The 26997-nt window shown below is 75.3% G+C and carries 24 protein-coding genes and 1 pseudogene; 12 read left to right on the top strand and 13 right to left on the bottom strand.

The genetic code is table 11. The features are described from left to right. Positions 1–58 precede the first annotated feature (58 nt). Positions 59–1354 (bottom strand): glutamyl-tRNA reductase, encoded by a 1296-nt coding sequence (locus tag EDF32_RS00635; RefSeq protein WP_148061540.1) that lies wholly within the window; start codon positions 1352–1354, stop codon positions 59–61. A gap of 58 nt (positions 1355–1412) precedes the next feature. Here EDF32_RS00635 and hemE point away from each other — a divergent pair, with 58 nt between their 5' ends. Beyond that, positions 1413–2474, top strand: a complete 1062-nt coding sequence (gene hemE, locus EDF32_RS00640; protein ID WP_123306616.1) for a uroporphyrinogen decarboxylase — start codon at positions 1413–1415, stop codon at positions 2472–2474. After that, complete coding sequence (locus EDF32_RS00645; protein WP_123306617.1) at positions 2471–3964, top strand: NAD(P)/FAD-dependent oxidoreductase; 1494 nt, start codon at positions 2471–2473, stop codon at positions 3962–3964. The genes hemE and EDF32_RS00645 overlap by 4 nt, the downstream gene beginning before the upstream one ends. 213 nt (positions 3965–4177) lie before the next feature. On the opposite strand, the gene EDF32_RS00650 is transcribed toward EDF32_RS00645, so the two are convergent. After that, positions 4178–4747, bottom strand: a complete 570-nt coding sequence (locus tag EDF32_RS00650) for a hypothetical protein (protein ID WP_123306618.1) — start codon at positions 4745–4747, stop codon at positions 4178–4180. Between the two features lie 180 nt (positions 4748–4927). On the opposite strand from EDF32_RS00650, the gene hemC reads away from it, so the two are divergent. From hemC to EDF32_RS00675, 6 genes and pseudogenes are all read left to right on the top strand, one after another. Further along, on the top strand, positions 4928–5902 hold the full coding sequence (gene hemC / locus EDF32_RS00655; RefSeq protein ID WP_123306619.1) for a hydroxymethylbilane synthase: 975 nt from the start codon (positions 4928–4930) through the stop codon (positions 5900–5902). 92 nt (positions 5903–5994) lie between these two features. Next, positions 5995–6771 (top strand): annotated as a pseudogene (locus tag EDF32_RS14765) (uroporphyrinogen-III synthase); the annotation flags it as partial. A gap of 147 nt (positions 6772–6918) precedes the next feature. Beyond that, the gene (hemB, locus tag EDF32_RS14770; protein WP_255414230.1) at positions 6919–7923 is read left to right on the top strand and encodes a porphobilinogen synthase; all 1005 of its coding nucleotides are present in this window, start codon (positions 6919–6921) and stop codon (positions 7921–7923) included. Positions 7924–7946: 23 nt separating this feature from the next. After that, on the top strand, positions 7947–9308 hold the full coding sequence (hemL, locus tag EDF32_RS00665) for a glutamate-1-semialdehyde 2,1-aminomutase (protein ID WP_123306654.1): 1362 nt from the start codon (positions 7947–7949) through the stop codon (positions 9306–9308). Between the two features lie 90 nt (positions 9309–9398). After that, positions 9399–9938, top strand: coding sequence for a hypothetical protein (locus EDF32_RS00670; protein ID WP_148061541.1), 540 nt, complete (start codon positions 9399–9401; stop codon positions 9936–9938). 30 nt (positions 9939–9968) lie between these two features. Further along, complete coding sequence (locus EDF32_RS00675; protein ID WP_123306622.1) at positions 9969–10502, top strand: hypothetical protein; 534 nt, start codon at positions 9969–9971, stop codon at positions 10500–10502. Positions 10503–10514: 12 nt separating this feature from the next. Here the strand turns inward: EDF32_RS00675 and EDF32_RS00680 are convergent, their stop codons facing one another. Continuing rightward, positions 10515–11168 (bottom strand): HdeD family acid-resistance protein, encoded by a 654-nt coding sequence (locus EDF32_RS00680; RefSeq protein ID WP_158614032.1) that lies wholly within the window; start codon positions 11166–11168, stop codon positions 10515–10517. 174 nt (positions 11169–11342) lie between these two features. Here EDF32_RS00680 and EDF32_RS00685 point away from each other — a divergent pair, with 174 nt between their 5' ends. The 3 genes from EDF32_RS00685 (at position 11343) to EDF32_RS00695 (ending at position 14744) form a co-directional block, all read left to right on the top strand. Continuing rightward, a complete protein-coding gene (locus EDF32_RS00685) occupies positions 11343–11675 on the top strand; it encodes a hypothetical protein (RefSeq protein ID WP_123306624.1) in 333 nt (110 codons plus the stop codon). A gap of 136 nt (positions 11676–11811) precedes the next feature. Beyond that, positions 11812–12123: a metal-sensitive transcriptional regulator gene (locus tag EDF32_RS00690; RefSeq protein ID WP_123306625.1), complete on the top strand. Its 312-nt coding sequence runs from the start codon at positions 11812–11814 to the stop codon at positions 12121–12123. Positions 12124–12179: 56 nt separating this feature from the next. Then, positions 12180–14744 carry a cation-translocating P-type ATPase gene (locus tag EDF32_RS00695; protein WP_123306626.1) on the top strand — a complete coding sequence of 855 codons (2565 nt, stop codon included), beginning with the start codon at positions 12180–12182 and terminating at the stop codon, positions 14742–14744. A gap of 116 nt (positions 14745–14860) precedes the next feature. On the opposite strand, the gene EDF32_RS00700 is transcribed toward EDF32_RS00695, so the two are convergent. From EDF32_RS00700 to EDF32_RS00720, 5 genes are all read right to left on the bottom strand, one after another. Then, positions 14861–15664 carry an ABC transporter permease gene (locus EDF32_RS00700; RefSeq protein ID WP_123306627.1) on the bottom strand — a complete coding sequence of 268 codons (804 nt, stop codon included), beginning with the start codon at positions 15662–15664 and terminating at the stop codon, positions 14861–14863. After that, positions 15661–16626, bottom strand: coding sequence for an ABC transporter ATP-binding protein (locus EDF32_RS00705; protein WP_123306628.1), 966 nt, complete (start codon positions 16624–16626; stop codon positions 15661–15663). The genes EDF32_RS00700 and EDF32_RS00705 overlap by 4 nt, the downstream gene beginning before the upstream one ends. Beyond that, positions 16623–16928 carry a transcriptional regulator gene (locus EDF32_RS00710; protein ID WP_123306629.1) on the bottom strand — a complete coding sequence of 102 codons (306 nt, stop codon included), beginning with the start codon at positions 16926–16928 and terminating at the stop codon, positions 16623–16625. The genes EDF32_RS00705 and EDF32_RS00710 overlap by 4 nt, the downstream gene beginning before the upstream one ends. Next, complete coding sequence (locus EDF32_RS00715; protein ID WP_123306630.1) at positions 16921–17652, bottom strand: hypothetical protein; 732 nt, start codon at positions 17650–17652, stop codon at positions 16921–16923. The genes EDF32_RS00710 and EDF32_RS00715 overlap by 8 nt, the downstream gene beginning before the upstream one ends. A gap of 111 nt (positions 17653–17763) precedes the next feature. Beyond that, positions 17764–19134: a hypothetical protein gene (locus EDF32_RS00720; RefSeq protein ID WP_123306631.1), complete on the bottom strand. Its 1371-nt coding sequence runs from the start codon at positions 19132–19134 to the stop codon at positions 17764–17766. A 135-nt stretch (positions 19135–19269) separates the two neighbouring features. Between EDF32_RS00720 and EDF32_RS00725 the strand changes: the two genes are divergently transcribed. Further along, positions 19270–20094, top strand: coding sequence for a CPBP family intramembrane glutamic endopeptidase (locus EDF32_RS00725; RefSeq protein WP_123306632.1), 825 nt, complete (start codon positions 19270–19272; stop codon positions 20092–20094). Between the two features lie 37 nt (positions 20095–20131). Here the strand turns inward: EDF32_RS00725 and EDF32_RS00730 are convergent, their stop codons facing one another. From EDF32_RS00730 to EDF32_RS00750, 5 genes are all read right to left on the bottom strand, one after another. Beyond that, positions 20132–21880 (bottom strand): ABC transporter ATP-binding protein, encoded by a 1749-nt coding sequence (locus EDF32_RS00730; RefSeq protein WP_123306633.1) that lies wholly within the window; start codon positions 21878–21880, stop codon positions 20132–20134. After that, positions 21877–22956, bottom strand: coding sequence for an ABC transporter permease (locus EDF32_RS00735; protein ID WP_233565594.1), 1080 nt, complete (start codon positions 22954–22956; stop codon positions 21877–21879). The genes EDF32_RS00730 and EDF32_RS00735 overlap by 4 nt, the downstream gene beginning before the upstream one ends. 2 nt (positions 22957–22958) lie before the next feature. Then, on the bottom strand, positions 22959–24062 hold the full coding sequence (locus EDF32_RS00740) for an ABC transporter permease (protein WP_123306634.1): 1104 nt from the start codon (positions 24060–24062) through the stop codon (positions 22959–22961). A gap of 108 nt (positions 24063–24170) precedes the next feature. Beyond that, positions 24171–25817, bottom strand: coding sequence for an ABC transporter substrate-binding protein (locus EDF32_RS00745; RefSeq protein ID WP_123306635.1), 1647 nt, complete (start codon positions 25815–25817; stop codon positions 24171–24173). 214 nt (positions 25818–26031) lie between these two features. Then, positions 26032–26997, bottom strand: coding sequence for a DUF308 domain-containing protein (locus EDF32_RS00750; RefSeq protein WP_158614033.1), 966 nt, complete (start codon positions 26995–26997; stop codon positions 26032–26034).

Here is a 26997-nt window from a genome sequence, read left to right on the forward strand (position 1 = left end):
GCGCTGCCCTCCGCAGCCCCTCCCGTCGAGAAAGGCCGTGCTCGAGCCGCGGGGCGGGTCAGCGGGCGAGCTGCTCCAGCACCACGTCGACGTCGACCGTCGCCGGGTCGGCCCCCGCGAGCACCGAGGCCCGCACCCGGGAGATCGCCCGGTGCATCAGGGCGCCCGCGAAGCGGCGCAGCGAGCGCTCGTGCGCGGCGCGGTCGGCGTCCGTGCTGAACGTGCGGCGGCTGCGGGCGATCTCCGCCTCGAGCTCGTCCTCGATGCGCTCGCGGATGCGCACGATCGCGCCGTCGGCCCCCCGCAGGCGCTCGCCCTCGACGAACGCGGTCGCGGCCCCGGCCGTCATGGCACGGGCGGAGCGCACGCGCTCGCTGGTCTCCGAGGGGACGTTGGCGCGCACCGCCGCGAGGTCCAGCAGCAGGACGTCGTCCTCGTCGGCGACCGCCGGGTCGACGTCCCGGTGCAGCGCGAGGTCGAGCAGCACGAGGCCGCGGGCCCCGGGGACGTCCCCGGCGGACGACGCGGCCCGCGCCCGGGCCTGGACGACGGCGGCCGCGTGCACGAGGTAGGCCGCCCCGTCCCCGCGGGGGGACGTGCCGGAGCAGGAGACGACGACGTCGGCGTCGCTCAGCGCGTCGACGAGGTCGTGGGCGACGAGCACGTCGTGCGACGCCGCGAACGCCTCGGCGCGGCCCGAGGAGGACCACACGCGCACGTCGGTGCAGCCGCGGGCGCGCAGGGCGGCGACGCTCGCCCCCGCGTAGGCGCCGGTGCCGACGATCACCGCGCGGGCGGCGCGCCACGGCGGCACGCTCGGCTCGGCGAGGTCGAGCGCGACGGACACGACCGAGCGCCCGTCGGCGCCGAGCTGGGTCCGCGCGGCGACGCCCTTCGACGTGCGCGACGCGTGCTGGAAGGCCCGCTCGAGCGGGGCGCTGGTGGTCCCGTCGTCGTGCGCGGTCGCCAGCGCCCGGCGCACCTGGCCCGCGATCTCCCGCTCGCCCAGGACCATCGAGTCGAGACCGGCGGCGACGTCGAAGAGGTGCCCGACGGCGTCGGCCCCGGTCCGGACGGTGAAGGCGGACAGCGCCTCCGCGAGGCTCACGCCCGACTCCGCGGCGACGAGGCCGGCGATCTCCTGCGCGGCGTGGTCGGCGGCGAGGTCGGTGAGGCGGCCGTTGCGCTCGTCGACGTCCAGGTACAGCTCGAACCGGTTGCACGTCGCCAGCGCGACGGAACCGGTGATCGCCTGGCACGTGACCACCGCCGACCGGGCCACCGAGTGCGCGCCGGCCGAGAGGACCTCCAGCGCATCGAGGTCGAGATCGTGGTGGCTGGCCGTCATCGACATCAGCACCACAGTGCCTCCGATTCAACCATTCCGGCCGGGGCCTGGGAGACTCGAAGACGTGAATCTGCCCTCTGCGCACCCGTTGGTGACCGGTCTCACGTCCCAGGCGCCCCTCGTCCGCGCCGTCCGCGGCGACCGCCCCGAGCGCACGCCCGTGTGGTTCATGCGCCAGGCGGGGCGGTCCCTGCCGGAGTTCCGCGCCGCGCGCGAGGGCGTCGCGATGCTCGACTCGTGCCTGCGCCCGGAGCTCGCCGCCGAGATCACGATGCAGCCGGTGCGCCGGCACGGGGTCGACGCCGCGGTGTTCTACTCCGACATCGTCGTCCCCCTGCGCCTCGCGGGCGTCGAGGTGGACATCGCCCCCGGCGTCGGGCCGGTCATGGGCCAGGCGTGGCGGACGGCCGACGACGTCGCGCGCCTCGTCGAGCACGAGCTCACCGAGGAGGCGCTCGCCCCGATCACCGAGGCGGTGGGCCTGACCGTCGCCGAGCTGGGCGGCACGCCGCTCGTCGGGTTCGCGGGCGCGCCGTTCACGCTCGCGGCCTACCTCGTCGAGGGCCGCCCCTCGCGCGACCACCTCGCGGCCCGCACCCTCATGCACGCCGACCCGCAGACGTGGGACCGCCTCGTCACCTGGGCCGCGGACGTGACGGGCGCGTTCCTGCGCGCCCAGGTGCGCGCCGGCGCGAGCGCCGCCCAGCTCTTCGACTCGTGGGCCGGCTCGCTCTCGCGCGCCGACTACGAGGCGCACGCCGCCCCGGCGAGCGCCCGCGCACTGACCCACGTGCACGACCTGGGCGTGCAGGTCATCCACTTCGGCACCGGGACCGAGCACCTGCTGCGCTCGATGCACGCGGTCGGCGCGGACGTCGTCGGCGTGGACCACCGCACCCCGCTCGACGAGGCGGAGGCGCTGCTCGGCGGGAACGTGCCGCTCCAGGGCAACATCGACCCCGCGTTCCTCGCGGCGCCGTGGCCGGTGCTCGAGGCGCACGTGCGCGACGTCGTCGCCCGCGGTGCCGTCGCGCCCGCGCACGTGGTGAACCTCGGCCACGGCGTCCCGCCCGAGACGGACCCCGAGGTGCTCACGCGCGTGGTCGAGCTCGTGCACGGCCTGTGACGCCCGGGCGCTGGGACGCGGTCGTCGTCGGCGGAGGCGTCGGCGGCCTGACCGCGGCGCACGCCTTGCGGGGGCGCGGCCTGCGCGTCCTCGTGCTGGAGGCCGCCGACCGCTGCGGAGGCCCCGTCCGCGGGGGCGCGCTCGTGCGCGACGACGGCGCCCGGCTCGCCGTGGACGTCGGCGCCGAGTCGTTCGCCAGCCGCGGGACGGGGGTCGCGGACCTCGCCGCCGAGCTGGGGCTCGACGTCGTCGCGCCGTCCGGGCGGAGCGCGTGGATCCAGGCGGGCGGCCGCGCGTTCCCGATCCCCGCGGCGGGCGTGCTCGGCATCCCCGCGCGGCCGTGGGCGGCGGACGTGCGGCGCGCGATCGGCTGGCCCGGGGTGCTGCGCGCGTCGGCCGACCGCCTGCTGCCCGCCGGGCGCGTCGACGCGAGCGACCTCGGCGCTCTCGTCCGCTCGCGGTACGGACGGCGGGTCACCGAGCGGCTCGTGGCGCCGGTCGCGACGGGCGTGCACTCGGCGCCGCTCGGTGCCCTCGACGTCGATGCGGTGGCGCCCGGGCTGCGGGCGGCCCTGGCGCGCGAGGGCTCCCTCGGGGGCGCGGTCGCGTCGCTGCGCGCGCTCGCGCCGGCCGGGTCGGCGGTGCGCGGCGTCGACGGCGGCGTGCACCGGCTCGTCGACGAGCTGCTCGCCGTCCTGTCGGGCGGCACGGTGGTGGGCGGCACGGTGTCGGGCGGCACGGAGTCCGCGGGCGGCACGGTGGCGGGCGGCACCCCCCTTCCGCCGGCGGAGGTCCGCACGGGCGCGCGCGTCGTCGGTATCTCGTCCGGTATCGCGTCCGGGATCTCGGTGGGCGACGGCGGATCGGGCGAGCGGAGCGGCTGGGTCGTCCGCCTCGCCGACGGCGCACCCGTGCTCGCCGACCGGCTCGTCGTCGCGACGGCGGGCGTGACGGACGGGCTGCTCGGCCCGGCGCCCCGGCGGCCCGCGGGGTCGGACGTGCGCCTCGTCACACTGCTGCTGCACGCCCCGGCGCTCGACGCCGCACCCCGCGGCACCGGCGTGCTCGTGGCCCCGGGCGGCTCCGATCCCGGGAGGCCCGCGGGGGCGAAGGCCCTCACCCACGCGACCGCCAAGTGGCCGTGGCTCGCGGCGCGGGTCGCGGGGGTCTTCGGCCCCGGCCGCCACGTCGTCCGCCTGTCCTACGGCCGGCTCGGCGAGCGCACGCCGGAGCCGACCGTGGCGCAGGCCGCGCGCGACGCGTCGGTCCTGCTCGGCGTGCCGCTCGCCGAGGCCGCCGTCGAGGCGAGCGACGCCGTCCGCTGGGCGGGCACGCTGCCTCCCCCGACGCCCGCCTACCGGGCCGCGGTCGCCGAGCACGCCGCGCGCGCGGAGGCCGTCGCCGGGCTCGCGCTCACCGGGAGCTGGGTCGCCGGGACCGGGCTGGCCGCCGTCGTCGGGCACGCGCGGGCCGCGGCCGCCGCGGTCTGAACCGCCCAGGCCGCGGCTGCCGCGTCCGACCCACCTTCACCGCCGCGTCCGACCCACCTTCATCGCCGCGAGTTCGATGCTGCGGCGCGAGGTCGATGCCCGCGAGGTCGAACTCGCGCGGGAGCATCGAACTCGCGGCACCGGCAGCGGCACCGGCAGCAGCACCGACCGCGGCACCGGCACCGGCACCGCCGCATCCCGGAGCCGGGCGCCCTACGCGGCCAGCGCCTGCTCGCGGGCCCGGGCCCCGCCGATGCGGACCGCGAACTCCCGCTGGTCCCGCACCCGCCGGCGCACCCGGAGCAGCGCCACGGCGAGGCACCCCGCGCCCGCGAGCACCAGCGCGACCGCGGCCGTGCGCAGCGGGTGCAGGTACTCCTCGTGCCGCAGCCCGGGCGCCACGAGCGCGACGGCTCCGGCGAGCGCCGCCGCCCCGAGCACCAGCAGCGCCACCGTCCCGGCGTCACGCCACGGGCGCCGCACCCGCACCCCGAGCCGGTCCCGCACCTCGGCGGGGTCCGTCGTGTCGTGGCCGGTCCCGGTCGCGGGGTCCGCCCACGTGTAGCTGGCGGCGCCGCCGTCGACCCAGACCTGCACGGTCACGGGCTGGGCCTCGGGGCCCGGCGGGCGCACGGAGAGCGTCGCCCGCGCGGGCACCACCCGCCGCACGGCGACCCGCGCGCCGTACCCGTGCAGGTACGCGGCGAGGTCGACCGCGGCGCCCCGCACCCGTGCCCGGAGCTCCGCCTCCTCCGGTGTCCAGACGACCTTCCTGCTGCCCATCGTCGACCCGCCTCCCTGAGCTCCCCGAGCCCGCCTGCCCGCGCGTGTGCAGCGGACGGTAACGGCGCAACCTGGCACGGGCCGGGGATGTTCCTGGGAGCGCCCGGGGAATCGTTCTGACGTTCTGTGCCGTCGCGACAGAATTTCGACAACGGGCGCGCCGGGGCGGAGACTGTCCGGGTGACGATCCGTGTCGGTACCAGAGGCAGCACGCTCGCGACCACCCAGTCCGGGCACGTGGGCGACCGCCTGGCGGAGCTCACCGGCCGCGCGGTCGAGCTCGTCCGCGTCCGCACGGACGGTGACGTGCTGACCGGCCCGCTGAGCCAGATGGGCGGCACCGGGGTGTTCGTCACCGCGATCCGCCAGGCGCTCCTCGACGGCCGCTGCGACGTCGCCGTCCACTCGCTCAAGGACCTGCCGACGACGCCGGCGCCGGGCCTGCGCATCGTCACCCCCCGCCGCGCCGACCCGAGCGACGCCCTGTGCGCCCGCGACGGCCTGACGCTCGCCACGCTCCCTGCCGGCGCCCGCGTCGGCACCGGGTCGCCCCGGCGTGCCGCGCAGCTGCGCCTCGCGCGCCCCGACCTCGAGATCGTCGACATCCGCGGCAACGTCGACACGCGCCTCGCGCGGGCGCTGGGGCCCGAGGCCGACCTCGACGCCGTCGTCCTCGCCGCCTCCGGCCTCGGCCGGATCGGGCGCGAGGACGCGATCACCGACCTCCTCGCGCCCGACGTCGTCCTGCCCGCCCCGGGGCAGGGTGCGCTCGCCGTCGAGGTGCGCGACGACGCGCTGGACGACGCCGGGTTCGCCGCCGCGCTGGGCGCGCTCGACGACGCGACCACGCACCTGGCGGTCACCGCGGAGCGCGCGCTGCTGCGCCGCCTCGAGGCCGGCTGCTCCGCCCCCGTCGGGGCCTTCGCCGAGATCTCCGGCGGGCGCATGACGCTGCGCGCGGTCGTCGCGCGCGTCGACGGGACCGACAGCCGGCGGGCGCAGGCAGCGACCGCGCTCGCCGGGCTGGACAGACCGGACGCAGGCCCGGACCGCCTCGCGGCCGCCGACGCGCTGGGCGTGCGCGTCGCGGACGAGCTCCTCGCCGCGGGCGCCGCCGGGCTGGCGCCGCTCCGCGAGAGCGGGGCCCGGGCGTGAGCGGCGGGCGGCTGCGCGACCCGCGCGACACGCGTCGCCTCGCCGAGGCCATCGACCGCTCGCGGGAGGTGCGCGAGACGCACGTCGTCGGCATGGTCGACGTCCCCACCCTCCCCGAGCCGGGCCGGCCCGACCCCGCCGACGACGTGGCCCCCCAGACCCTCGCGGGCATCACCGTGCTGGTGCCCCGCTCGCGCGACCGCGCCGAGGTGCTGCGCACCCTGCTCGAGGCCCGCGGCGCCCGCGTGCTCGTCAGCCCCGCCATCTCGCGCGCCCGCGTCGAGGACGTCACGCCGGTCGACGACGCCGTCCGGGCGCTCGCGCGCGGCGAGCACGCCCTCGTCGCCGTCACCAGCGTCAACGCCGTCGACGAGCTCGCTGCCGCCGCCCGGCGCCAGGACGTCGACCTGGCCGGCGTCGCCACGCGGTGGGTCGCCGTCGGGCCGGCCACCGCGCGCGAGCTCGAGGGTCGCGGGATCCCCGTCGCCCTCGTGCCGGCGGAGAGCTCGGCGCGCGGCCTGCTCGCCGAGCTGCCCGCCCCCGAGACGGCGGGCGAGCGCGTGCTCCTGCCCCTGGGCAACCTCGCGACGCCGACCCTGGCCGACGGCCTGCGCGCCGCCGGGTACGACCCGCACGTCGTGACCGTCTACCGGACCGTGGCCCACCCGCTGGACGCGGAGGTGCAGTCCGCGTGGCTGGACGGCGGGGTCGACGTCGTCGTGCTCACGTCCGGCTCGGTGGCCCGCGAGGTCGCCCGGCAGCTCGGGCCGCACGGCACCGTCGCCGGCGTCGCGATCGGCCGACCGACGCAGCGCGCGGCGGTCGAGAGCGGCCTGCGCGTCGACGCCGTCGCCGGCTCCGCCGACGACCCGGGGCTGCTCGCCGCCGTCGAGCATGTGGTGGCGCAGATGCCCGGACGCGAGACCCCGCCCGAGGCTGCCGCCGCGCCGCCGGCCGCGTCCGCCGCACGACCCGCACCCGCACCCGCACCCGCACCCGACCGAGGAGGACTCCCGGTGACCACCCCGCGCCCGCGCCGCCTGCGCACCACCCCCGCGATGCGCCGGCTGGTCGCCGAGACCCGCCTGCACCCGGCCGACCTCGTCCTGCCGCTGTTCGTGCGCGAGGGGATCACCGAGCCCGTCCCGATCTCCTCCATGCCCGGCCAGGTCCAGCACACCGAGGCGACGCTCGCCGAGGCCGTGCGCGCGGCGTGCGCCGCGGGCCTCGGCGGCGTGATGCTGTTCGGCGTCCCGGCCCGCCGCGACGCGACCGGCACCGCCGGCGACGACCCCGAGGGCGTCCTCAACCGCGGCGTGCGCATCGCCCGGCAGGTCAGCGACGAGTCCGTCGCCGCGGGCGGCGCGGGCGTCGTCGTCATGGCCGACACGTGCCTGGACGAGTTCACCGACCACGGGCACTGCGGCGTCCTCGACGACCGCGGCCGCGTCGACAACGACGCGACCCTGACCCGGTACGCGGCCCTCGCCGTCGCCCAGGCGATGGCAGGGGCGGACGTCGTGGCGCCGTCGGGCATGATGGACGGCCAGGTGGCCGTGATCCGCGAGGCGCTCGACGCCGCCGGGTTCGCCGACGTGACGATCCTCGCCTACTCCGCGAAGTACGCGAGCGCCTACTACGGGCCGTTCCGCGAGGCCGTCGACTCGGCGCTGCAGGGCGACCGCCGCACGTACCAGATGGACGCCAGCAACTACCGCGAGGGCATGCGAGAGGCGGACCTCGACCTCGACGAGGGCGCCGACATGGTCATGGTCAAGCCCGCCGGCTCCTACCTGGACGTCCTGGCCGGCGTCGCCGAGCGCTCCGACGTGCCGGTCGCGGCGTATCAGGTCTCCGGGGAGTACGCGATGATCGAGGCCGCCGCCGCGAACGGCTGGATCGACCGCCGGGCGGCCGTCCTGGAGTCGGTGCTGGGCATCCGCCGCGCCGGCGCCGACGTCGTCCTGACCTACTGGGCCCTGGAGATCGCGGGCTGGCTCGACGAGAAGGGGACCAAGTGACCGACACGACCGGTGCGGGGGCCATGCTCGCCGCCGAGGCGACCGCCCTGACCCACCCCGACAACCACGCCGCGTTCGTTCGCGCGCAGGGCGTCCTGCCCGGCGGCGTGAGCTCGCCCGTGCGGGCCTACGGGTCCGTGGGCGGCGACCCGCGGTTCCTCACCAGCGCCCGCGGTGCCTGGGTGACGGACGTCGAGGGCCGCGAGTACGCCGACCTGGTGTGCTCCTGGGGCCCGGCGCTGCTGGGGCACGCGCACCCCGAGGTGGTCGCCGCCGTGCAGGAGGCCGCCGCCCGCGGGCTGTCGTTCGGCGCCCCGACGCTCGGCGAGGTCGAGCTCGGCGAGGAGATCCGGCGGCGCGTGCCTGCCGCGGAGCGGGTGCGGCTCGTCTCGACGGGCACCGAGGCGACGATGACGGCGGTCCGGCTCGCGCGCGGGGCCACCGGTCGCCACCTCATCGTCAAGTTCGCCGGCTGCTACCACGGGCACGTCGACTCCCTGCTGGCCGACGCGGGATCCGGCCTCGCGACGCTCGCGATGCCGGGCTCGGCCGGGGTCACCGAGGCGAGCGCCGCGGAGACGCTCGTGCTGCCGTACAACGACCTCGAGGCCCTCGAGGAGGTGTTCGCCGAGCGCGGCTCCGACATCGCCGCCGTGATCACCGAGGCGAGCCCGGCGAACATGGGGATCGTGCCGCCGCTGCCCGGCTTCAACGAGGGCCTGCGACGCATCACCGCCGAGCACGGCGCGCTGATGATCATGGACGAGGTGCTCACCGGGTTCCGCGTCGGGCCGTCGGGCTGGTGGGGGCTCGAGAACGCCGAGATCCTCGCGGCCGGCGGCGCGGGCTACACCCCGGACCTGTTCACCTTCGGCAAGGTCGTCGGCGGCGGCATGCCGGTCGCCGCGATCGGCGGCCCCGCGTCGCTCATGGACCAGCTCGCGCCGCTCGGGCCCGTCTACCAGGCCGGCACCCTCTCGGGGAACCCGGTCGCCGTCGCCGCGGGGCTCGCGACGCTCCGGCTGGCCGACGACGCCGTGTACGCCCGGGTGGACGAGGTCGCCTCGACGATCTCCACCGCGCTGGGCGAGGCGCTCGACGCGGAGGGCGTCCCGCACCGCATCCAGCGCGCGGGGTCCCTGTTCTCCGCGTTCTTCGGCCCCCTCGCCGCGGCCGACGGCGTGCGGGACTACGCGCAGGCCAAGGCGCAGGAGACCTTCCGCTACACCGCGCTCTTCCACGCGATGCTCGACGCCGGCGTCAACCTCCCGCCGTCGGTCTTCGAGGCCTGGTTCGTCAGCGCGGCGCACGACGACGCCGCCGTCGACCGGATCCTGCAGGCCCTGCCCGCGGGCGCGCGGGCGGCGGCGCGCGCCGGATCCTGACCGACCCTGGCCGGGTATACCCCGGTCGTGCCATTCTGTCCCGGTGAACCGAGAATTTCGCCCGCTCGTGCGTTGGGCCACGCGGCGATGATGCCCGGACGCCACTCGGGCTACGAGCTCGACCCGGACGCGCAGAGCACCGTCCGCGAGGCGCAGGACGCCGCGCGGATGGTGCTCTCGCGCCCGCCGTACCGGCGCCCGTCCTACCGGGCGCTGACGGCGCGCGACCCGCTGCCCCCGGAGGGCTTCGTCGTCACCCAGGCGGTGCCGACGACGTCGGACGTCCGCGTGGTCGCCGGCCAGCGGGGCGTGCGGTACGTGGTGGCGTTCATGAACCAGACGGCCCGCGACGTCTCGGCGATCTCGCCGGACCCGACGAGCACCGAGGTCGCGGTGCTGCCCGGCGCGGTGTTCGGCGCGGCCGGGTCGTTCCGCCCCTACGGCGCGACCTACGACGTCCTGATCGCCGTCGAGTTGCTGCGCGAGCCGGGGCCCGAGCCGGGGTGGCCCGCGGAGAACGCGGCGATCGAGGCGATGATCTCCGAGGCGCTGCTGCGACCCGGGCTCCCGTCGCCGATCGGGCGCGAGCGCTATCTCGGCCCGCTGCCCGTCGGGCCGTTCCAGGGCTGAGAGACCGTCGCCGGCTGGGAGACTGACGGCATGAGCTCCGACATCGCCGACGCCGTCCTCGCCCTGCCGCCGTACGCCGGCATCTCCTACCGTGGCCTGCGGCCCCAGGACGGGCTGCCGCCCACGCTGTTCATGTCGACCCGGGCGATGCCCACGACCCGGGACGTGCGGGTCGCCGCGGGGGTCGACGGCGTCAGCGCCGTGGTCGTCTTCCTCAACCGCACGGCGCGCGACGTCTCCCCCGTCCTCGAGGGCGGCTCCGGGGAGGTCGCGCTGATGCCGGGCGCCGCGTACCACGCCGTCGGGCGCACCCGCGACGAGGCGTCGGGGCTCGACGTGCTGGCCGTCGAGGAGCTCCTGCACGAGGGCACCCAGGCGCCGGCGCCCGACTGGCCGTTCGAGGGGGCGAAGATCGCGGAGCTCGTCTCGGAGGCGCTGGCGACGCCGTGGCCCGAGGGCCGGCGCGCACCGGACGCCGTGGAGGCCGGGCGCTACGTCGGGCCGATGCCGGTCGTGGCGGCGCCGCGGCCGGGCGGTGGCACGGAGGCCGGGGACCAGGGCTGAGCCGGACCGCCTCTACTCATCGACGATCTCGCCCTCGACGACCTCGCCCTGGCGCGGGCCGCCGACCGCGGGGCCCGTGGTGGCCTGCACCGGCGCGCCGAGCGTGCGCATCCGCAGGCCCAGCACGATGAACGCGATGCCGATGACGATCGCGAAGATGCCGACGATGCGGGCGAGGACGCTCACGGTCTCGGTCGGGGCGACGAAGCAGGTGATCGACAGCGCGACGAGCAGGAGCCCGCCGATCAGGCTCCAGACCCAGGACCTGCCGCCGCCGCGGCGCATGTTCAGCGCCACCACGACCTGCAGGACGCCGATCACGAGCGCCCAGATCGCGATCAGCAGGAGCACGACGCCGATCGCGAGCTTCGGGAGCAGGATCAGCACGATGCCGAAGACGATCGTCACGACGCCGAGCCCGGAGTTGAGCGAGCCCGCGGCCGACCCGCGGCGGCGCAGGCCGTCGACGAGGCTGACGACGCCGTCGACCAGCACGAAGACCCCGAAGACCTGCACGAGGGTCTTGGTCGTGTCGAACGGCAGCACCACGGCGATGATCCCGAACAGGACCGTGAGCACGCCACGGATCACGGGCCAGTACCAGACCTTGCGGGCGAGCTCGGCGAACGCCTCAGGGGTCGCGGCGGGCGGGAAGGGCGAGCTCATGGTTCTCCTCGGGTTCCGGATCCTCGTCCCGGCGGGGACGAGCAGCACCTGCATTGTGCCGCGCGGGGGCGGCACGGACCACAGCGCCGCGCGGCTCCTGCACGAGCCCGCTCCCCGGCGCTACCGTGGGAACAGGCCGTCGACGAGCCGGTCGGCGCACCGAGGAGGCCCAGGATGGCGACGAAGCCGAACGAGACGACGGTGACCCGGATCGCCCTCGAGGGGGTCGGCAGCGACGCGGAGGTCGCACGGCTGCGCGCCGCGCTCGAGGCGCTCGACGACGCGCCCGACGTGGTCGTGGAGCTTCTCGGTGCAGGTCGCGCCCAGGTCGCCGCGATGTCGTGCCGGCCGCCCGACGGCGCGGCGCTGCGGGCCGCGCTCGCCGGCGCCGGCTTCACCGTGACGTCCGTCGAGGAGACGACCGAGACGCTCGCGACGGAGGCGGCGGCGCAGGCTCCCGCGGCGCAGGCCGCCCACGACGAGGCCGCTCACCGCCGTCGGGCCTGACCGGGCCGCCGGTTCCCCTCCCGCCGATCACCGGCGGGGCACGCTCCACGACCGCGGGTCGGCGACGTCTCGGTCGCCTATACCCCCGGGTGGTATGCTCTCCTTACCCCTAGGGGGTATTGACCGAGGAGCGCAGATGACCGAGCACACCGCCACGCCCGCACCGCCGCACGGCTACACGCCGGACAAGGACGCCTACCTCAAGCGCATGCGCCGCATCGAGGGCCAGGTGCGCGGCATCGCCCGGATGATCGACGAGGACGTGTACTGCATCGACGTCCTCACCCAGGTCGCCGCCGTCACCAAGGCGCTGCAGGCCGTGAGCATCGGGCTCGTCGAGGACCACCTCGGGCACTGCGTCGTCGACGCCGCCCGGTCGTCGGAGGCCGAGGGCGCCGCGAAGGTCAAGGAGGCGGCCGACGCCATCGGCCGCCTCGTCCGCAGCTGACGTCGAGCACCCGGGGCGACGGGCGCCGTCGTCCCCCACCGATCGAGGAGGACACCATGACCACGGACCGTACGGCCGTCGGCGAGGTCGACCTCGCCGTCAGCGGCATGACGTGCGCCTCCTGCGTCGCGCACGTCGAGAAGCGGCTCGCGCAGGTCCCCGGCGTCGAGGCGACGGTGAACCTGCCGCTGGAGTCGGCGCACGTCGTCCTCACCCGGGACGTCGCCGACGCCGAGCTGCTGGCCGCGGTCGAGCGCGCCGGGTACACGGCGCGCGTGACGCGGCGGCGGACGGCCGACGGCGGCGGGCAAGCGGGACACTCGGCGCACTCGGGGCACTCGCCGTCCGAGCACGCGCTCTCCGGCCACTCGATGCCCGAGGGCCACGAGATGGCCGACGGCGAGGACACGTCCGCGCCCACGCCGGACCGCGGCACCGACCTGCGCCGACGGTTCGAAGTCTCCGCGGTCCTCGCCGTCCCCGTGGTGCTGCTCTCGATGGTCCCGGCCCTGCAGCTCCCGGGCTGGCAGTGGGTCGTCGCCGCGCTCGCGCTGCCCGTCGTCGTGTGGGGGGCGCTGCCCTTTCACCGCGCGGCGTTCCGGGCCGCGCGGCACGGCTCGTCGACCATGGACACGCTCGTCTCGATCGGCGTCGTCGCGGCGACGCTCTGGTCGCTGTGGGCGCTGCTGCTCGGCGGCGCGGGCGAGATCGGCATGCAGATGGAGCTGTCGCTGCTGCCGTCGCGGACCCACGAGGGGCCGCCGGAGCTGTACTTCGAGGTCGCCGTCGTCGTGACCGTGTTCCTGCTCGGCGGCCGCTGGGCCGAGCACCGCTCGCGGCGGCGCGCGGGCGATGCGCTGCGCTCGCTCCTGGAGCTTGGTGCCACGGAGGCCGAGCGGGTCGTCGACGACGGACCGCAGGGCGAGCGCCGCACCGAGCGGGTCCCGGCCGCCGAGCTGCGCGAGGGCGACCTCTTCGTCGTCCGCCCCGGGTCCACGGTCGCGACCGACGGCATCGTCGTCGAGGGCTCGAGCGCCGTCGACACCTCGCTCCTGACCGGCGAGCCCGTGCCCGTGGACGTCGGCCCCGGCGACGACGTGACGGGCGCGACCGTCAACACCTCCGGGCACCTGGTCGTGCGGGCCACCCGCGTGGGCGAGGAGACAACGCTCGCGCAGATCGGGCGGCTGGTCACGCAGGCGCAGACCGGCAAGGCGCCCGTCCAGCGGCTCGCCGACCGGATCTCCGCCGTGTTCGTGCCGGTCGTGCTCGGCGTCGCGGTGCTCACGCTCGTCGGCTGGCTGCTCGCCGGCGCCGCCGTGTCGTTCGCGTTCACCGCCGCCGTCGCGGTGCTGATCATCGCCTGCCCGTGCGCGCTCGGCCTCGCTACCCCGACCGCCCTGCTCGTCGGCACGGGCCGCGGCGCCCAGCTCGGCGTCCTGATCAAGGGCCCCGAGGTGCTCGAGTCCACGCGCCGCGTCGACACGGTCGTGCTCGACAAGACCGGCACCGTCACCCAGGGGCGCATGACGCTCGAGACGGTCGTGCCGGCGCCGGGCACGGATGCCGACGACGCCCTCGCGCACGCCGGAGCGGTGGAGGCGCTGAGCGAGCACCCGATCGCGCAGGCGGTCGCCGACGCCGCCGCCAGCTCCGCCGCTCCCCCCTCCGCCGCTCCCCCTTCCGCCGCTCCCCCCTCCGCCGAGAAGTCGAATTCCGCCCCTGTTTCGCCCGTTTCAGGGGCCGAATTCGACGTCTCGGCGGACTCAGGTCCCTCCACGGGGGCCGACGGCGTCGTGGTCGGCTCGCTGCAGGCGTTCGGCTTCCGCAGCGTCCCCGGCGGCGGCGTCGAGGCCGTCGTGCGCCGCGCCCACTCGGGCCTGTCCCCCGCCTCCGGGACCGTCCAGCTCGGCGCGTCGCTCAACGCGCGCCGCGTCGTCGTCGGCCGCCTCACCTGGATCGAGGAGCAGGGCCTGACGGTCCCCGCCGAGGTGTCCGACGCCGTGGCGCGGGCCGAGGAGTCCGGCGCCACCGCCGTCGTCGTCGCCTGGGACGGCGCGGCCCGCGCGGCGCTCGTGCTGCGCGACCGGGTCAAGGACACCTCCGCCGAGGCCGTCGCCGAGCTCGTCGCTCTGGGGCTGCGGCCGATGCTGCTCACCGGCGACGGCGAGGGCGCCGCACGCACCGCCGCCCGCGCCGTCGGGATCGACGACGCCGACGTGATCGCCCGCGTCCTGCCCCAGGACAAGGTCGACGTCGTCGGCCGCCTGCGGTCCGAGGGACGCGTCGTGGCCATGGTGGGCGACGGCGTGAACGACGCCGCGGCGCTGGCGGGCGCGGACCTCGGCCTCGCGATGGGCACCGGCACGGACGTCGCGATCGAGGCGAGCGACATCACGCTCGTGCGCGGCGACCTGCGCTCGGCCGCCACGGCGATCCGCCTCTCGCGCCGGACGCTGCGGATCATCAAGCAGAACCTGTTCTGGGCGTTCGCCTACAACGTGGCGGCGATCCCGCTCGCGGCGGCGGGCCTGCTCAACCCGATGATCGCGGGCGCGGCGATGGCCGCGAGCTCGGTGATCGTCGTCGGCAACTCGCTGCGCCTGCGCCGCGCCGGCTGACGGCCCCCTCCCACGCCGAGCACGGGGTTGCCGCCGGGTCAGCCATCGAGATCCGGCGGGAACCCCATGCTCGGCCGGCGCGAACCCCGTGCTCGGCAGCCGGCACGAGGTCCGCGTCAGCGGAACCGGCGGCCCTCGTCGCGCCGGTACGCCCACCCGGCCAGCGCGGCGAAGGCCACCGTCCACCCGAGGAGCACGAGCCACGCGCCGGAGTACGCGGCCTCGCCGGTCACCGCCTGGACCACGAGGTCGCGCCCGGCGCGCGTCGGCGTCGCCATCGAGATGCCGTCGAGCCAGGACGGGAACAGCTGCGGCGGCAGGAACAGCCCGCCGGCGAACGCGAGCGGGAACAGGATCACCTGCACCACGGGCAGCGCCGCCTTCGCGGACAGCGAGTACCCGACGCCGATGCCGAGCAGCGTGAACGGCACCGCGACGAGCAGCAGCGTGCCGACCCCCGCGAGCAGCTGGACCGGCGACGGGGCCGCCGCGGTGAACAGCCACCCGATCAGCACGACGGGCACGACGCCGAACAACGAGAAGATCGCCCCGTTGACGATCCGGCCGATCATGCGGGGCGCGGGGCCCGCGGGCAGCGAGCGCAGGAACGGGTCGAACGGCTGCTGACGGTCCTCCGCGACACCGAGCCCGTAGGTGAAGAGGCTCGCGGAGCAGATCGCGAACAGGCTCAGGCTCGCGACCGCGATCGTGGACGCGACCGGGTCGCTCGCCACCTCCTCCTGCGGCACCACGAAGAAGAACATCGCGAGCGCCGGGAAGATCAGGTTGCCGAGCACCGCGATCGGCACCCGGACCGACTCGAGGAACTGGTACTTCAGGTGCAGCCACGTCAGGCGTGCCGGACCGACGACGCCGCCCGCCCCGTCCCTGCTGCTCGCCGCAGCGCCGATCGTGCTCATCGTGCTCCTCCTCCCGCTCGCGCCGCCGGTTCCTCGGCGGGCCCGACCATCTGCTCGAACGCCTCCTCGAGGGAGGCGCCCCGGATCTCCAGCCCGCGAAAGCGCGCGCCGGAGGTGACGAGCTCGCGGACCAGCGCGTCGGCGTCGGGCGTGTAGAGCTCGAACCGCACGTCCCCCGCCGGCCCGCCGGCCCGCTCGGCCCGGACGACGCCCGGCAGCTCGTCGAGCGGGCCGTCGCCGTGCACCACGACCCGCCGCAGCGAGACCTGCGCGAGGATCTCCTCGAGCGAGTCGTCCGCGCGCACCCGGCCCTGGTCGACGACGACCACCCGCTGCGCGAGCTCCTGCACCTCCTCGAGGTAGTGGCTCGTGAGCAGCACCGTGCCGCCGCCCGCGTGGTACTCCCGGATCGCTGCCCACAGCGCCTGGCGGGCACCCACGTCGAGGCCGGTGGTCGGCTCGTCGAGCAGGACGACGCGCGGGCGGCCCACGAGCGAGAGCGCCACCGCGAGGCGCCGCTTCTGCCCGCCGGACAGCGACCCGGTCTGGCGCCCGGCGAGGTCTCCGATGCCGAACTGCTCGAGCAGGTCACCGGTGGCCACGCGGTCGGGGTAGTGCCGTCCGACGAAGTCGACCACCTCGCGCACCTTCAGTGTGGGGGGCAGACCGGTCTCCTGCGGCGTCATCCCGAGCGGAACGCGCGCGGCCGCGTCGCGCGGGTCGCGCCCGAGCAGGCGCACCGTCCCGGCGTCGGGCCGCCGCAGGCCGCTGACCAGCGAGAGCAGCGTGGACTTGCCCGCACCGTTCGGGCCGAGGAGCCCGACGAGCTCGCCCGCGCCCACGGTGAGCGAGACGTCCTCGAGCGCCGTGACGTCGCCGAAGCGCTTGGTGACGTGCTCGACCGCGACGACCGGGACGCCGTCGGGCACGCCGGGCAGGTGATCGACCCTCGACCGCGTCATGATCCCGCTCCCTTCAGCAGCGCGGCCAGCTGGTCCTGATACTGCTCGAACGCTCGCCGGCCGCGCGGCGAGAGCTCGAGATATGTGGCCGGCGTGCGGCCCTCATGGGTCTTGTGGACGACGACGTAACCCGCCTCCTCGAGGCGGCGCACGTGGGTCGACAGGTTGCCGGCCGTCATGTCGAGCAGCTTCTGCAGCCGGGGGAACGCGAGGCTGTCGCGGGGAGCGAGCGCCGCGAGGGTCGCGACGACGCGCAGCCGGGACGCGGCGTGGATGACGGGGTCGAGGGGCTCGTCAGGCAACGGTCGACCCGTCCTGGCGACCCGCGACCGCGCGACGACGACGGCCGGCGCCGAGCTGCGTCACGACCGCCATCGCGAGGAAACCTCCGCCGCCCGCGAGCGCCATCACGAGGTACGTCGTGGGCATCCCGACCAGCGACGCCGCCCCGCCGACGAGCAGGATCCACACGCCGAGGACGTAGAGCCGCCCGTCGCCCCAGAGCAAGGCGCTCATCAGGTACATCAGCCCGACGACGAGGCAGACCGCGCCGTTGGCGACGAGCGCGACGACGTCGGCGTCGACGCCGCTGCCCGACACCCCGGCGACGACGAGGTTCATCACGAGGAAGCCGAGGAACCACGCCCACCCGTACATCGCGCCGGTGCGCGCGCTGGGGCCGCGGACGCCGGACGCGCGCCGCACGCTGTGCACGATGGTCACGACCATCGCCACGACGATCATGACCCCGTAGACCACGAACGCCCAGGCCGTCGGGTAGTCCCCGGCGGCGCCCGTGGTCGTCCACAGGGCGCCGAAGCCGAGCAGCCAGGCGACGCCCCAGACGCCGTAGAGGATCCGGCCGTCGGGGCGCATCTGCGTGCCGGTGCGCTCCCGCTGCTCACGGATGAGGCGGGCGCCCTCGGCGGGATCGAGCGGCGGCTCGGCGTCCGGTGCGTAGGGCGGGACTTGGGGCTGGATGCGGGGCGGGACATCGCGCGGGACGTCGGGCTGGTCGGTGCTCATCGTGGCTCCCTGGGGGTCCGCACTGCGGGTCTGCTTCGAGTTTGCGTTGCAAACTACTTTGCAGCCAACCACCACGGCGCCGGATGCGCAAGGGGTACGAGGGACCGACGGTCAGGGGGCGGTCGTCGCGCCCGACGTCGTGCCCGTGCTGCCGGCCGCGCCGGACCCGACCGACGCCCCCGAGCTGCCGGTCGAGCCCGTGCTGCTCCCGGTGCCGGCCGAACCCGTCGCCGAGCCGTCCGAACCGCCCGCCGTCCCACCGGTGCCGGTGTCCGCCCCGGTGTCCGCCCCGGTGCCGTCCGTGCCGGTGTCCGCCCCGGATCCGCCCGTGCCCGAGCCGCCCGTGCCGTCCCCGGCGGTCGATCCGCCGGTCCCGGCGTCCGTGGCGCCCGAGCCTCCGGCGTCGGTCCCGTCCGCTGCTCCCGAGCCGCCCGACGTCGATCCCCCGGACGCCGCCCCACCTGTCCCGGCGCTTCCCGCCCCGGACCCCGCGGCCGCGCCGCCGTCGTCGTCGACGGCACCGTCCTTCGCGTCCGCCGGGGCGCCGGCACCGTCGTCACCGGCGTCGCCGTCGTCATCGGCACCGTCGTCGGGCGACGTCGCGCGCGTCGCGTCGTCGGCCGTCCCGTCCCCGACCTCCGTCCCGCCGTCGCCGGACTGCCCGGCGCGCGCACCGTCGTCGGGCACGACGTCCCGCGAGGACCCGGAACCGGACACCACGCGCGAGATGCTCGAGCCGGAGCCGTCCTGCCCGTGCAGCGCGTCGGTCAGCGGCTTGCCGAGGACGACCTCGACCATGGTCACGCCCGCGACCAGCACCGCGAACAGCGCGGCCGAGGCGACGACGAGCCGCCGCCGCGTCGACCACCGACGGCGACGCGCGGGCTGCGCGGGCTGCGTCGGCGCAGGCTGCGCGGCCTGCGCCGCCTCGGCGTCGCTCGCGTCGCCGTCGTGCCCCGGGCCCGCGTGGTGCACGACGCCGCACGCGCACCGGTGCGGAAGGTCCTCCAGCCCGGGCAGCGGCAGCGTGCCCTGGACCGGCACGCCGGTCGCGGCGACGCCGCGCGGGCCGTCGACGGCGCCCCCGTCCGCGGCGCCCCCGTCCGCAGTGTCGCCGCCCCCAGAACCGGCCTCGCCCGCCTGCGCCCCCGCACGGAGCGCGGGCCGCAGCGCCGCGACCCCGCGCCGCGTGCGCAGGAGCGAGTGCGTCCACACGTAGTTGCCGACGACGGTCATCACGCTCGCGACCGCGGCACCGACGATCGTCCCGGCGACGCCGAGGTACGACAGCGCGACGGTCGAGCTGACGGCGGCGAGCGCGCTGGCCGCGACCTGGGTGACCGTCAGCCGCGGGGGTGCGGGGGCGGCAGGCTCCTCGCTCGGCGGGGTGGCCGTCGGGCCGCCGACCTGCGTCGATACCGTCCTGGTCGTCGTCTCGCCGGTCGGGTCGGTGGTGCGGGGCGGTCCCTGGAGCGTGGTCACGCCGCCACGCTAGGGGGGCCGTCCGGACGACCCCTGCCGGGGACGCGGGCGTTCCACGACGAACGTGTGAGGATGCGGTGACGACGCGGGAGGACGCCGGGAGGCGCCGCCGGGCACGGGTGCTATAACCGGGAGGTGCCCGACGACGCCCCCGAGACCCGGCCACCCGGGTCCGGCCCCACGGAGACCCGTCCCCCCGAGTCCCGCCGCCGGGTCGCGGCCGAGATCTGGATCGTCCTCGGCCTGAGCCTCGGGCAGTCCGCCGTGTACGCGGTGGTGAACATCCTCGCCCGGCTCGCGGAGACGACGGCGCTCGCCGACCAGTCCACGCAGCTCAACCCGACGCAGTCGCCCCGCCCGTACCTCGACCTCACCTACCAGCTGCTGGGCATCGCGTTCACGCTGGTGCCGGTGGCGCTGGCCCTGTACCTGCTCTCGGCGCGCGGCCGCTCGGCCCGCGCCGCGCTGGGCGTCGACGGGTCGCGCCCCTGGCGCGACGTCGGCTGGGGCGTCGCCCTGGCCGCGGCGGTCGGCATCCCGGGGCTCGCGTTCTACGTCGTCGGGCGCGCCGTCGGGATCACGGTCGAGGTGCAGGCCTCGGGCCTGGACGCCTACTGGTGGACGGTCCCCGTGCTGATCCTCGCGGCGCTGAAGAACGCGCTGCTCGAGGAGGTGATCGTCGTCGGCTACCTGCGCGAGCGCCTCATCGACCTGGGGTGGGGCCGGTGGCGGTTCGTCGTCGCGAGCTCGGTGCTGCGCGGCTCCTACCACCTGTACCAGGGCTTCGGCCCCGCGCTCGGCAACCTGGCGATGGGCCTGCTGTTCTCCTGGTTCTACACGTCCCGCTGGGGCCGACGCCGCGTGGTCCCGCTGGTCGTGGCGCACACGATCCTCGACGTCGTCTCCTTCGTCGGGTACGCGCTGCTGCCGCCGGAGTGGCGGGACGCGATGGGGCTCTGACCCCACCGCGCCCCGGCACCTCCCAGACCGGGCGCCGTCAGTCGAGCGAGCGCAGCCGCGCCAGCTCGACCCGTCGTTCGGCCTGCTGCACCGGGTCGGGCACCGGCAGCGACGCGAGGAGGCGCTGCGTGTACGGGTCCTGCGGCGCGCCGAGCACGTGTTCGCCCGTGCCCTCCTCGACGACCTGCCCGCGGTAGAGCACCGCGATCCGGTCGGCCAGCAGGTCGACGACGGCGAGGTCGTGCGAGATGAACAGGCAGGCGAAGCCGAGCTCGGCCTGCAGCTCCGCGAAGAGCTCCAGGACCCGGGCCTGCACGGACACGTCGAGCGCGGACGTCGGCTCGTCGGCGATGAGCAGCTCGGGCTCCAGCGCGAGCCCCCGGGCGAGCGAGGCGCGCTGGCGCTGCCCGCCGGAGAGCTCGTGCGGGTACCGGTCGCCGTACGCCCGGGGCAGCTGGACCGCCTCGAGCAGCTCGTCGACCCGCGCGCGGGCCGCGCGCAGGTCGCGGGCCCGGCCCTGGACGATCAGCGGCTCGGCGACGCCGTCCGCGATCGTCAGGAGCGGGTTGAAGGTCGACGACGGGTCCTGGAACACGAAGCCGATGCGCGAGCGGACCGGCCGGACCTCCCGGGGCCGGGCGCCGTTCATCTCGACGCCGAGCACGGACAGAGAGCCGCCCGTCACGGGCGTCAGGCCCGCGATCGCGCGCCCGATCGTCGACTTGCCCGAGCCCGACTCCCCCACGAGCCCGAGCACCTCGCCGGGCCGGATCGTCAGGTCGACGCCGCGCACCGCGGGGAACCCCGGCCGGCGGAACCGCCCGGGATAGGTGATCTCGAGGTCGCGGGCCGCGACCACCGGCGTCGCCTCGGCCCACCCCTCGGGTCGCCCGGCAGCCCGCGCGGCGGTGCGCGCGGTGGCCTCGCCGATGCGCGGCACCGAGCCGAGCAGGCGCTTGGTGTACTCGTCCTGCGGGTCGGCGAACAGCTCGCGCGCGCCGGCCTGCTCGACGACCTTGCCCTGGTACATCACCGCCACCGTGTCGGCGAGGTCCGCCACGACGCCCATGTTGTGCGTGATCAGCACGACCGCGGTGCCGAACTCGTCCCGCACGCGGCGCAGCAGGTCGAGGATCTCGGCCTGCACGGTCACGTCGAGGGCCGTGGTCGGCTCGTCCGCGACGATCAGGCCGGGGTCCAGCACGAGCGCCATGGCGATGACGATGCGCTGCTTCTGCCCGCCGGAGAACTGGTGCGGGTACTGGTCGACCCGCTCGGCGGCGTCGGGGATGCCCACGCGCTCGAGGATCTCGATCGCCCGCGCCCGGCCCTCCTTCGCCGAGACCTTCCCGTGCGCCCGCAGGCCCTCGGTGATCTGCCAGCCCACCGTGAACACGGGGTTCAGCACGGCGGACGGCTCCTGGAACACCATCGCGACGTCCGTGCCGCGCACCGCGCGCAGCTGCTTGGGGCTCAGGGCGACGACGTCGTGCTCGTCCGTGCCGGCCTTGTTCGCCAGGACGACGGCGCCGCGCGTCGTCGCGTTCTCGGGCAGCAGCCCGAGGATGGTCGAGGCGGTGACCGTCTTGCCGGAGCCGGACTCGCCGACGACGGCGAGCACCTCCCCCGGGCGGACCGTCAGGTCCACGCCGTCGACGGCCCGCACGGACCCGGCGTCGGTCGCGAACGAGACCGCGAGGTCCCGGATCTCGACGACGTGCCTCTCCGCCCCGGGCCCCGCGCCCGGGCGCGGGGCCCCGGCGGGCGTGGTGGTCGTGCTGCTCATGCTCGTCCCTCCCTCTCGTCGACGTCGCGCACCGGGTCCGCGACGGGCGCGCCCGGGTCGGTCACGTCGACGACGACGTTGCCCTGGACCGCCACGGACGTGCTCGCGACGTCCCCGGCGACCTGCTTGCTCGCGCGCCGGGACCGCAGGCGCGGGTCGGCGAGGTCGTTGAGCGACTCGCCGACGAGCGTGATCCCGAGGACCGCGAGCACGATCGCGAGGCCCGGGAAGAGCGCCGTCCACCAGATGCCGGAGGACACGTCCGCGATCGCCTTGTTGAGGTCGTAGCCCCACTCGGCCGCCGCGGTCGGCTCGATGCCGAACCCGAGGAACCCGAGGCCGGCGAGCGTGAGGATCGCCTCGGAGGCGTTGAGCGTGACGATGAGCGGCAGCGTGCGGGTGGAGTTGCGCAGCACGTGGCGCACCATGATGCGCCGGTGCGGCGAGCCGATCACGCGGGCGGCGTCGATGTACGCCTCGGTCTTGATCCGCACCACCTCGGCGCGGATCACCCGGAAGTACTGCGGGATGAACACGACGGTGATCGACAGCGCCGCGGCGAGGATCCCGCCCCACAGGCTCGACTTCCCGCCGGAGATGACGATCGCCGCGAGGATCGCGAGCAGCAGCGACGGGAACGCGTAGATCGCGTCGCAGACCACGACGAGCACCCGGTCGATCCAGCCGCCGAAGTAGCCGGAGACGAGGCCGATGAGGATGCCGAGGAAGATCGACGCGACGATGGCCACGACGATCACCAGAGCGGCGGTCTGCGCGCCCCAGATCACGCGGGACAGGACGTCGTAGCCCCCGACGGTCGTGCCGAGCCAGTGGTCGCCCGACGGCGCCTGCTGGGCCCCGAACGCCGCGGTCTCGGTGCGCAGCTGCGAGTAGCCGTAGGGCGCGAGGACGGGTGCGAGGACCGCCACGACGAGGAAGATCCCCGTGATGACGAGCCCGGCGACGAGCATGAACCGCTGCAGCCCGACGCTCTGGCGCAGGTGGCTGACGACGGGCAGCCGGGACCACAGGGAGGGGCGCGGCGGGAGCGCAGGGGCGAGCGTGGTGTCGCTCATGGTCAGTACCTCACCCTCGGGTCGATGAGCGCGGCGATGACGTCGACGACGAAGTTCGTCAGGGCCACCACCACCGCGATGAGCACGACGATGCCCTGCACGGCGACGAAGTCCCGCGCCTGCAGGTAGTGCGCGAGCTGGAAGCCGAGCCCCTTCCACTCGAAGGTGGTCTCGGTCAGCACGGCGCCGGAGAGCAGGAGCGCGACCTGCAGGCCGATCACGGTGATGATCGGGATCAGCGCGGGGCGCCACGCGTGCTTGCGCAGCAGCCGCCCCTCGCGCACACCGCGCGAGCGCGCCGCGGTGACGTAGCCGGTCGAGAGCGTGCCGATGACGTTCGTCCGCACCAGCCGCAGGAACACGCCCGCGGTGAGCAGCCCGAGCGCGACGGCGGGCAGGACGGCGTGCATGAGCACGTCCCCGACCGCGTCGGGGTCGCCCGTGCGGAACGCGTCGATCAGGTAGAAGCCGGAGGGGTTGTCGAGCGTCTGGAGCTCGATCTCCGTTCCCGTCGAGGCGCGCCCCGCGACGGGGAACCATCCGAGGCTCACGGAGAACACCAGCTTGAGCAGCAGACCGGCGAAGAAGACGGGGGTCGCGTAGCAGAGGATCGCGAAGACGCGCAGGACGGCGTCGGGCAGGCGGTCGCGGCGCGAGGCCGCGAGGAGGCCGAACGGGATGCCGACGAGGAACGCGACGATCAGCGCGTAGACGGCGAGCTCGAGCGTCGCGGTGCCGAACGTCGTCAGGACCTCGGTCACGGGGCGGTTGTCGCTGAGCGTGGTGCCGAAGTCGCCGTGCAGCAGGTCGCCGAGGTACTCGACGTACTGCACGAGGATCGGCCGGTCGTAGCCGGCCTCGTGGATGCGCTGCTGGAGCTGGTCGGGCGTCAGCCGCCCGCCGAGCGCCGCCGTGATGGGGTCGCCGGTCGCGCGCATCACCACGAAGACGGTGGTCACGAGGATGAAGATCGTGGGGATGATCAGCAGGAAGCGGACGACGATGTAGCGCCCGAGCCCGCCTCCCCCGCCGGAGCGGCGCGGTGCGACGGCGGTCGCGGTCGGTGCCGGCGTGCCGGGCGCCTCGGTCGATGGTGCTGTGCTCATGGGGTCCTTCCGGTGGTGCGCGGCCCCCGCGGTCCGCTGGGGCCGCCGTCACGCCCGGACGGCCCGCCCCGGGCAGGGGCGGGCCGTCCGGGCGCCGGCTCGGGCTGGTCAGCCCTTGCTGAGGGCGGCGTAGCGGAACTTGAAGGACGCGTCGAGGGTGTCCTTCGCCCCCTCGACGTCCTTGCCGACGACGGCGACCTGCGCACCCTGCAGGTACGGCACGGTCGAGAGGTCGGCGGCGACGTCGTCCTGGATCTTCTCGATGAGCTTCGTCCTGGCGTCCGGGTCCTTCGTGACGGCCTGCTGGAGGATCTCGTCGTTGACGGCCTTGTTGTCGTAGTGGTTCGCCAGGAAGTTCTCCTTGAGGAAGAACGGCGTCAGGTAGTTGTCGGCGTCCGAGTAGTCCGGGAACCAGCCGAGCTGGTAGGCGGGGTAGACGTCGGCCGTGCGGTCCTTGGAGTACTGGACCCACTCGGTCGTCTGCAGGTTGACCTTGAACAGGCCGCTCTTCTCGAGCTGGTCCTTGATCAGGGCGTACTCGTCGGCCGACGACGGGCCGTAGTGGTCGTTCGAGTACTGCAGGTCGAGGGTGACCGGGCTCGTGACGCCGGCGTCCGCGAGCGTGGACTTCGCCTTGTCCGCGTCGGGCTTGCCCTGGCCGTCGCCGTACATCGTCTTCAGCGGCTCGGTGGCGCCCGTCAGGCCCTCGGGGACGAAGGAGTACAGGGGCGTGTAGGTGCCCTTGTAGACCTGGTCGGCGATCTCGTCGCGGTCGATGAGGTCGGCGACGGCCTGGCGGACCGCGAGGGCCTTCGCCGGGTCGGCGTCGTCCGTCTTGGCCCCGAACGGCTGGGTGTCGAAGTTGAACGTGATGTAGCGGGTCTCGCCGCCGGGGCCCTCGACGACCTTGACCTTGTCGTTGCCGCGCAGGTCGTCGATGTCCGTCGACGAGAGGCTGCGGAACGCGACGTCGACGTTGCCCTCCTGGGTGTCGAGCTTGAGGTTCGACGCCTCGTCGTAGTACTTGACGTTGACCTTGTCGGTCTTCGGCGCGCCGAGCAGGCCCTTGTACCCGGGGTACGCCTCGTAGGCGATGAGGTCGTTCTGCTTGTAGCTCGTGATCGCGTACTGGCCGGCGAACGCGTCGCCGTCGACGATCTCCTGGTCGGGGGTGACCGCGTCGGGCGAGAAGACGTCCTCGTCGACGATCGGGCCGACCGGGCTCGACAGGATCTGCGGGAAGACCTGGTCGTCGGCGCTCTTGAGGTGGAAGACGACGGTGGTGTCGTCCGGCGCCTCGGTGCTGTCGAGGTTGTACAGCAGCGACGCGGGACCGTTCGGGTCGTTGATCTTGACCATGCGGTCGAAGGAGAACTTCACGTCCGACGACGTCAGCGCGTTGCCGTTCGCCCACTTCAGGCCGGCCTTGAGCTTGACCGTGTACTCGGTCGGCGAGGTGAACTCCGCGGACTCCGCGATGTCGGGCTCGACGTCGGGGCTGCCGTACGGGGTGTTCATCAGGAACGGGTAGACCTGGTTCATCACCGCGAACGAGCCGTTGTCGTACGAGCCGGCGGGGTCCAGCGAGGTGATCTTGTCGGTCGTGCCGATCGTGATGGGCGCGCCCGAGGACCCGCCGTCCGACGAGCCCTCGTCGTCGCTGCCGCCGCCGCACGCGGTCAGCACGAGCGCGAGCGCCGCCGCACCCGCCGTCGCGGCGGCGAACCGCCGTCCGCTCCTGGTCACCGAGACCATTCGGTCCACCTCTCCTCGAGTCGGCCGGCACCTGTCGACGCCGGCACGCTCCATCGATCCGGGCCCGCCGAGTCGGCGTCCGTGCCCGCGCCCGCTCCTGCGGGGTGAGTGCTTCTTAGCACAGCGGAGCGCGCCCACTGTTACGCGGACCACAATCTCGAGGCGGAGCGGCGCAAGCGTTACCGGGTCGTAACGTCCCGGGTAGTTGTCTTGGTCACTCCGTGGGACGGCCGTGCCACGGCACGCGGCCCGCCGGCGGGTCGGTCGGGTCGGTCGGCGGGACGTCCGGGCCGGACGGCGGCGCGGTCGGGTCGGCGGGGACGGCCGGCTCGTCGGGGACGGCGGGGACGGCCGGCTCGTCGGGCACGGCGGGCTCGTCGGGCACCGCGGGCGCCGTCGGCTCCGTGGGATCGGTGGGGACGACGGGCTCGTCGGGCACCGTGGTCTCGTCCGGCACCGTGGGCTCGGCGCGCGGCGGGACGACGGTCGGCGCGGCGGCGGCACCGCCGAGCACCGACCCCCCGGTGACCACGACACCCGCCGCGACGGCCTGCTCCCGCAGCCCGCGCAGCTCGCGGGCGACGGAGCGCACCGCGAAGCCGGAGACCACGAGGATCGCCCCGATCACCACGGCATAGAGGCTGAAGACCACGCAGACGTACGCCAGGCCCTGCTCGCCGAAGTTCTGCGTGAGCAGCGTCAGGGCGAACAGCACCGAGACGATGCCGAAGACGAGCATCCACGACGCCGCCAGGTCACGGTTGCGCGAGAGGAACGCCGCGCCGACGATCGACGTCACCCCGAGCACGAGGGCCCAGACGACGAGCACGTAGTAGAGCGCCGTCGGCGTGATGTCCGGCCAGAGCACGACCGTCGCGCCGAACGCGAGGTTGACGACCGCCTGGACGAGCCACCACACGGACCCGATCTGCTTGCGCTGGACGAGGCCCTGGACGGCGAGCAGGACGGCGTCGACCACGAGGAACCCGCCGAAGATCCAGGGGACGCGCTCGATGGTCTGCAGCGGCTCGAGCAGCAGGACCACGCCCAGCACCACCAGGAGCACGCCGCGCAGCACCGGGATCCACCAGACCTTGCGGAAGGCCCGGGGCTCCTTGGGCTCCTTCGTCACCGGGTCGCCGCCGACGCCGGTCGTGCCGCTGCTCTCGGTCCGCGCCAT

The organism is Cellulomonas sp. PhB143 (genome assembly GCF_003752595.1).
Classification (GTDB): Bacteria; Actinomycetota; Actinomycetes; order Actinomycetales; family Cellulomonadaceae; genus Paraoerskovia.

Bases quoted from the DNA above. Each gene is read 5' to 3' on its own strand.
- EDF32_RS00750 (WP_158614033.1), bottom strand. From the start codon at position 26,997: ATGGCGCGGACCGAGAGCAGCGGCACGACCGGCGTCGGCGGCGACCCG.
- EDF32_RS00670 (WP_148061541.1), top strand. From the start codon at position 9,399: ATGCCCGGACGCCACTCGGGCTACGAGCTCGACCCGGACGCGCAGAGC.
- EDF32_RS00700 (WP_123306627.1), bottom strand. From the start codon at position 15,664: ATGAGCACGATCGGCGCTGCGGCGAGCAGCAGGGACGGGGCGGGCGGC.
- EDF32_RS00675 (WP_123306622.1), top strand. From the start codon at position 9,969: ATGAGCTCCGACATCGCCGACGCCGTCCTCGCCCTGCCGCCGTACGCC.
- EDF32_RS00730 (WP_123306633.1), bottom strand. From the start codon at position 21,880: ATGAGCAGCACGACCACCACGCCCGCCGGGGCCCCGCGCCCGGGCGCG.
- EDF32_RS00650 (WP_123306618.1), bottom strand. From the start codon at position 4,747: ATGGGCAGCAGGAAGGTCGTCTGGACACCGGAGGAGGCGGAGCTCCGG.
- EDF32_RS00715 (WP_123306630.1), bottom strand. From the start codon at position 17,652: ATGAGCACCGACCAGCCCGACGTCCCGCGCGATGTCCCGCCCCGCATC.
- EDF32_RS00740 (WP_123306634.1), bottom strand. From the start codon at position 24,062: ATGAGCACAGCACCATCGACCGAGGCGCCCGGCACGCCGGCACCGACC.
- EDF32_RS00690 (WP_123306625.1), top strand. From the start codon at position 11,812: ATGACCGAGCACACCGCCACGCCCGCACCGCCGCACGGCTACACGCCG.
- EDF32_RS00685 (WP_123306624.1), top strand. From the start codon at position 11,343: ATGGCGACGAAGCCGAACGAGACGACGGTGACCCGGATCGCCCTCGAG.
- EDF32_RS00680 (WP_158614032.1), bottom strand. From the start codon at position 11,168: ATGAGCTCGCCCTTCCCGCCCGCCGCGACCCCTGAGGCGTTCGCCGAG.
- EDF32_RS00705 (WP_123306628.1), bottom strand. From the start codon at position 16,626: ATGACGCGGTCGAGGGTCGATCACCTGCCCGGCGTGCCCGACGGCGTC.
- hemL (WP_123306654.1), top strand. From the start codon at position 7,947: ATGCTCGCCGCCGAGGCGACCGCCCTGACCCACCCCGACAACCACGCC.
- EDF32_RS00635 (WP_148061540.1), bottom strand. From the start codon at position 1,354: ATGTCGATGACGGCCAGCCACCACGATCTCGACCTCGATGCGCTGGAG.
- EDF32_RS00735 (WP_233565594.1), bottom strand. From the start codon at position 22,956: ATGAGCGACACCACGCTCGCCCCTGCGCTCCCGCCGCGCCCCTCCCTG.
- EDF32_RS00745 (WP_123306635.1), bottom strand. From the start codon at position 25,817: ATGGTCTCGGTGACCAGGAGCGGACGGCGGTTCGCCGCCGCGACGGCG.
- EDF32_RS00695 (WP_123306626.1), top strand. From the start codon at position 12,180: ATGACCACGGACCGTACGGCCGTCGGCGAGGTCGACCTCGCCGTCAGC.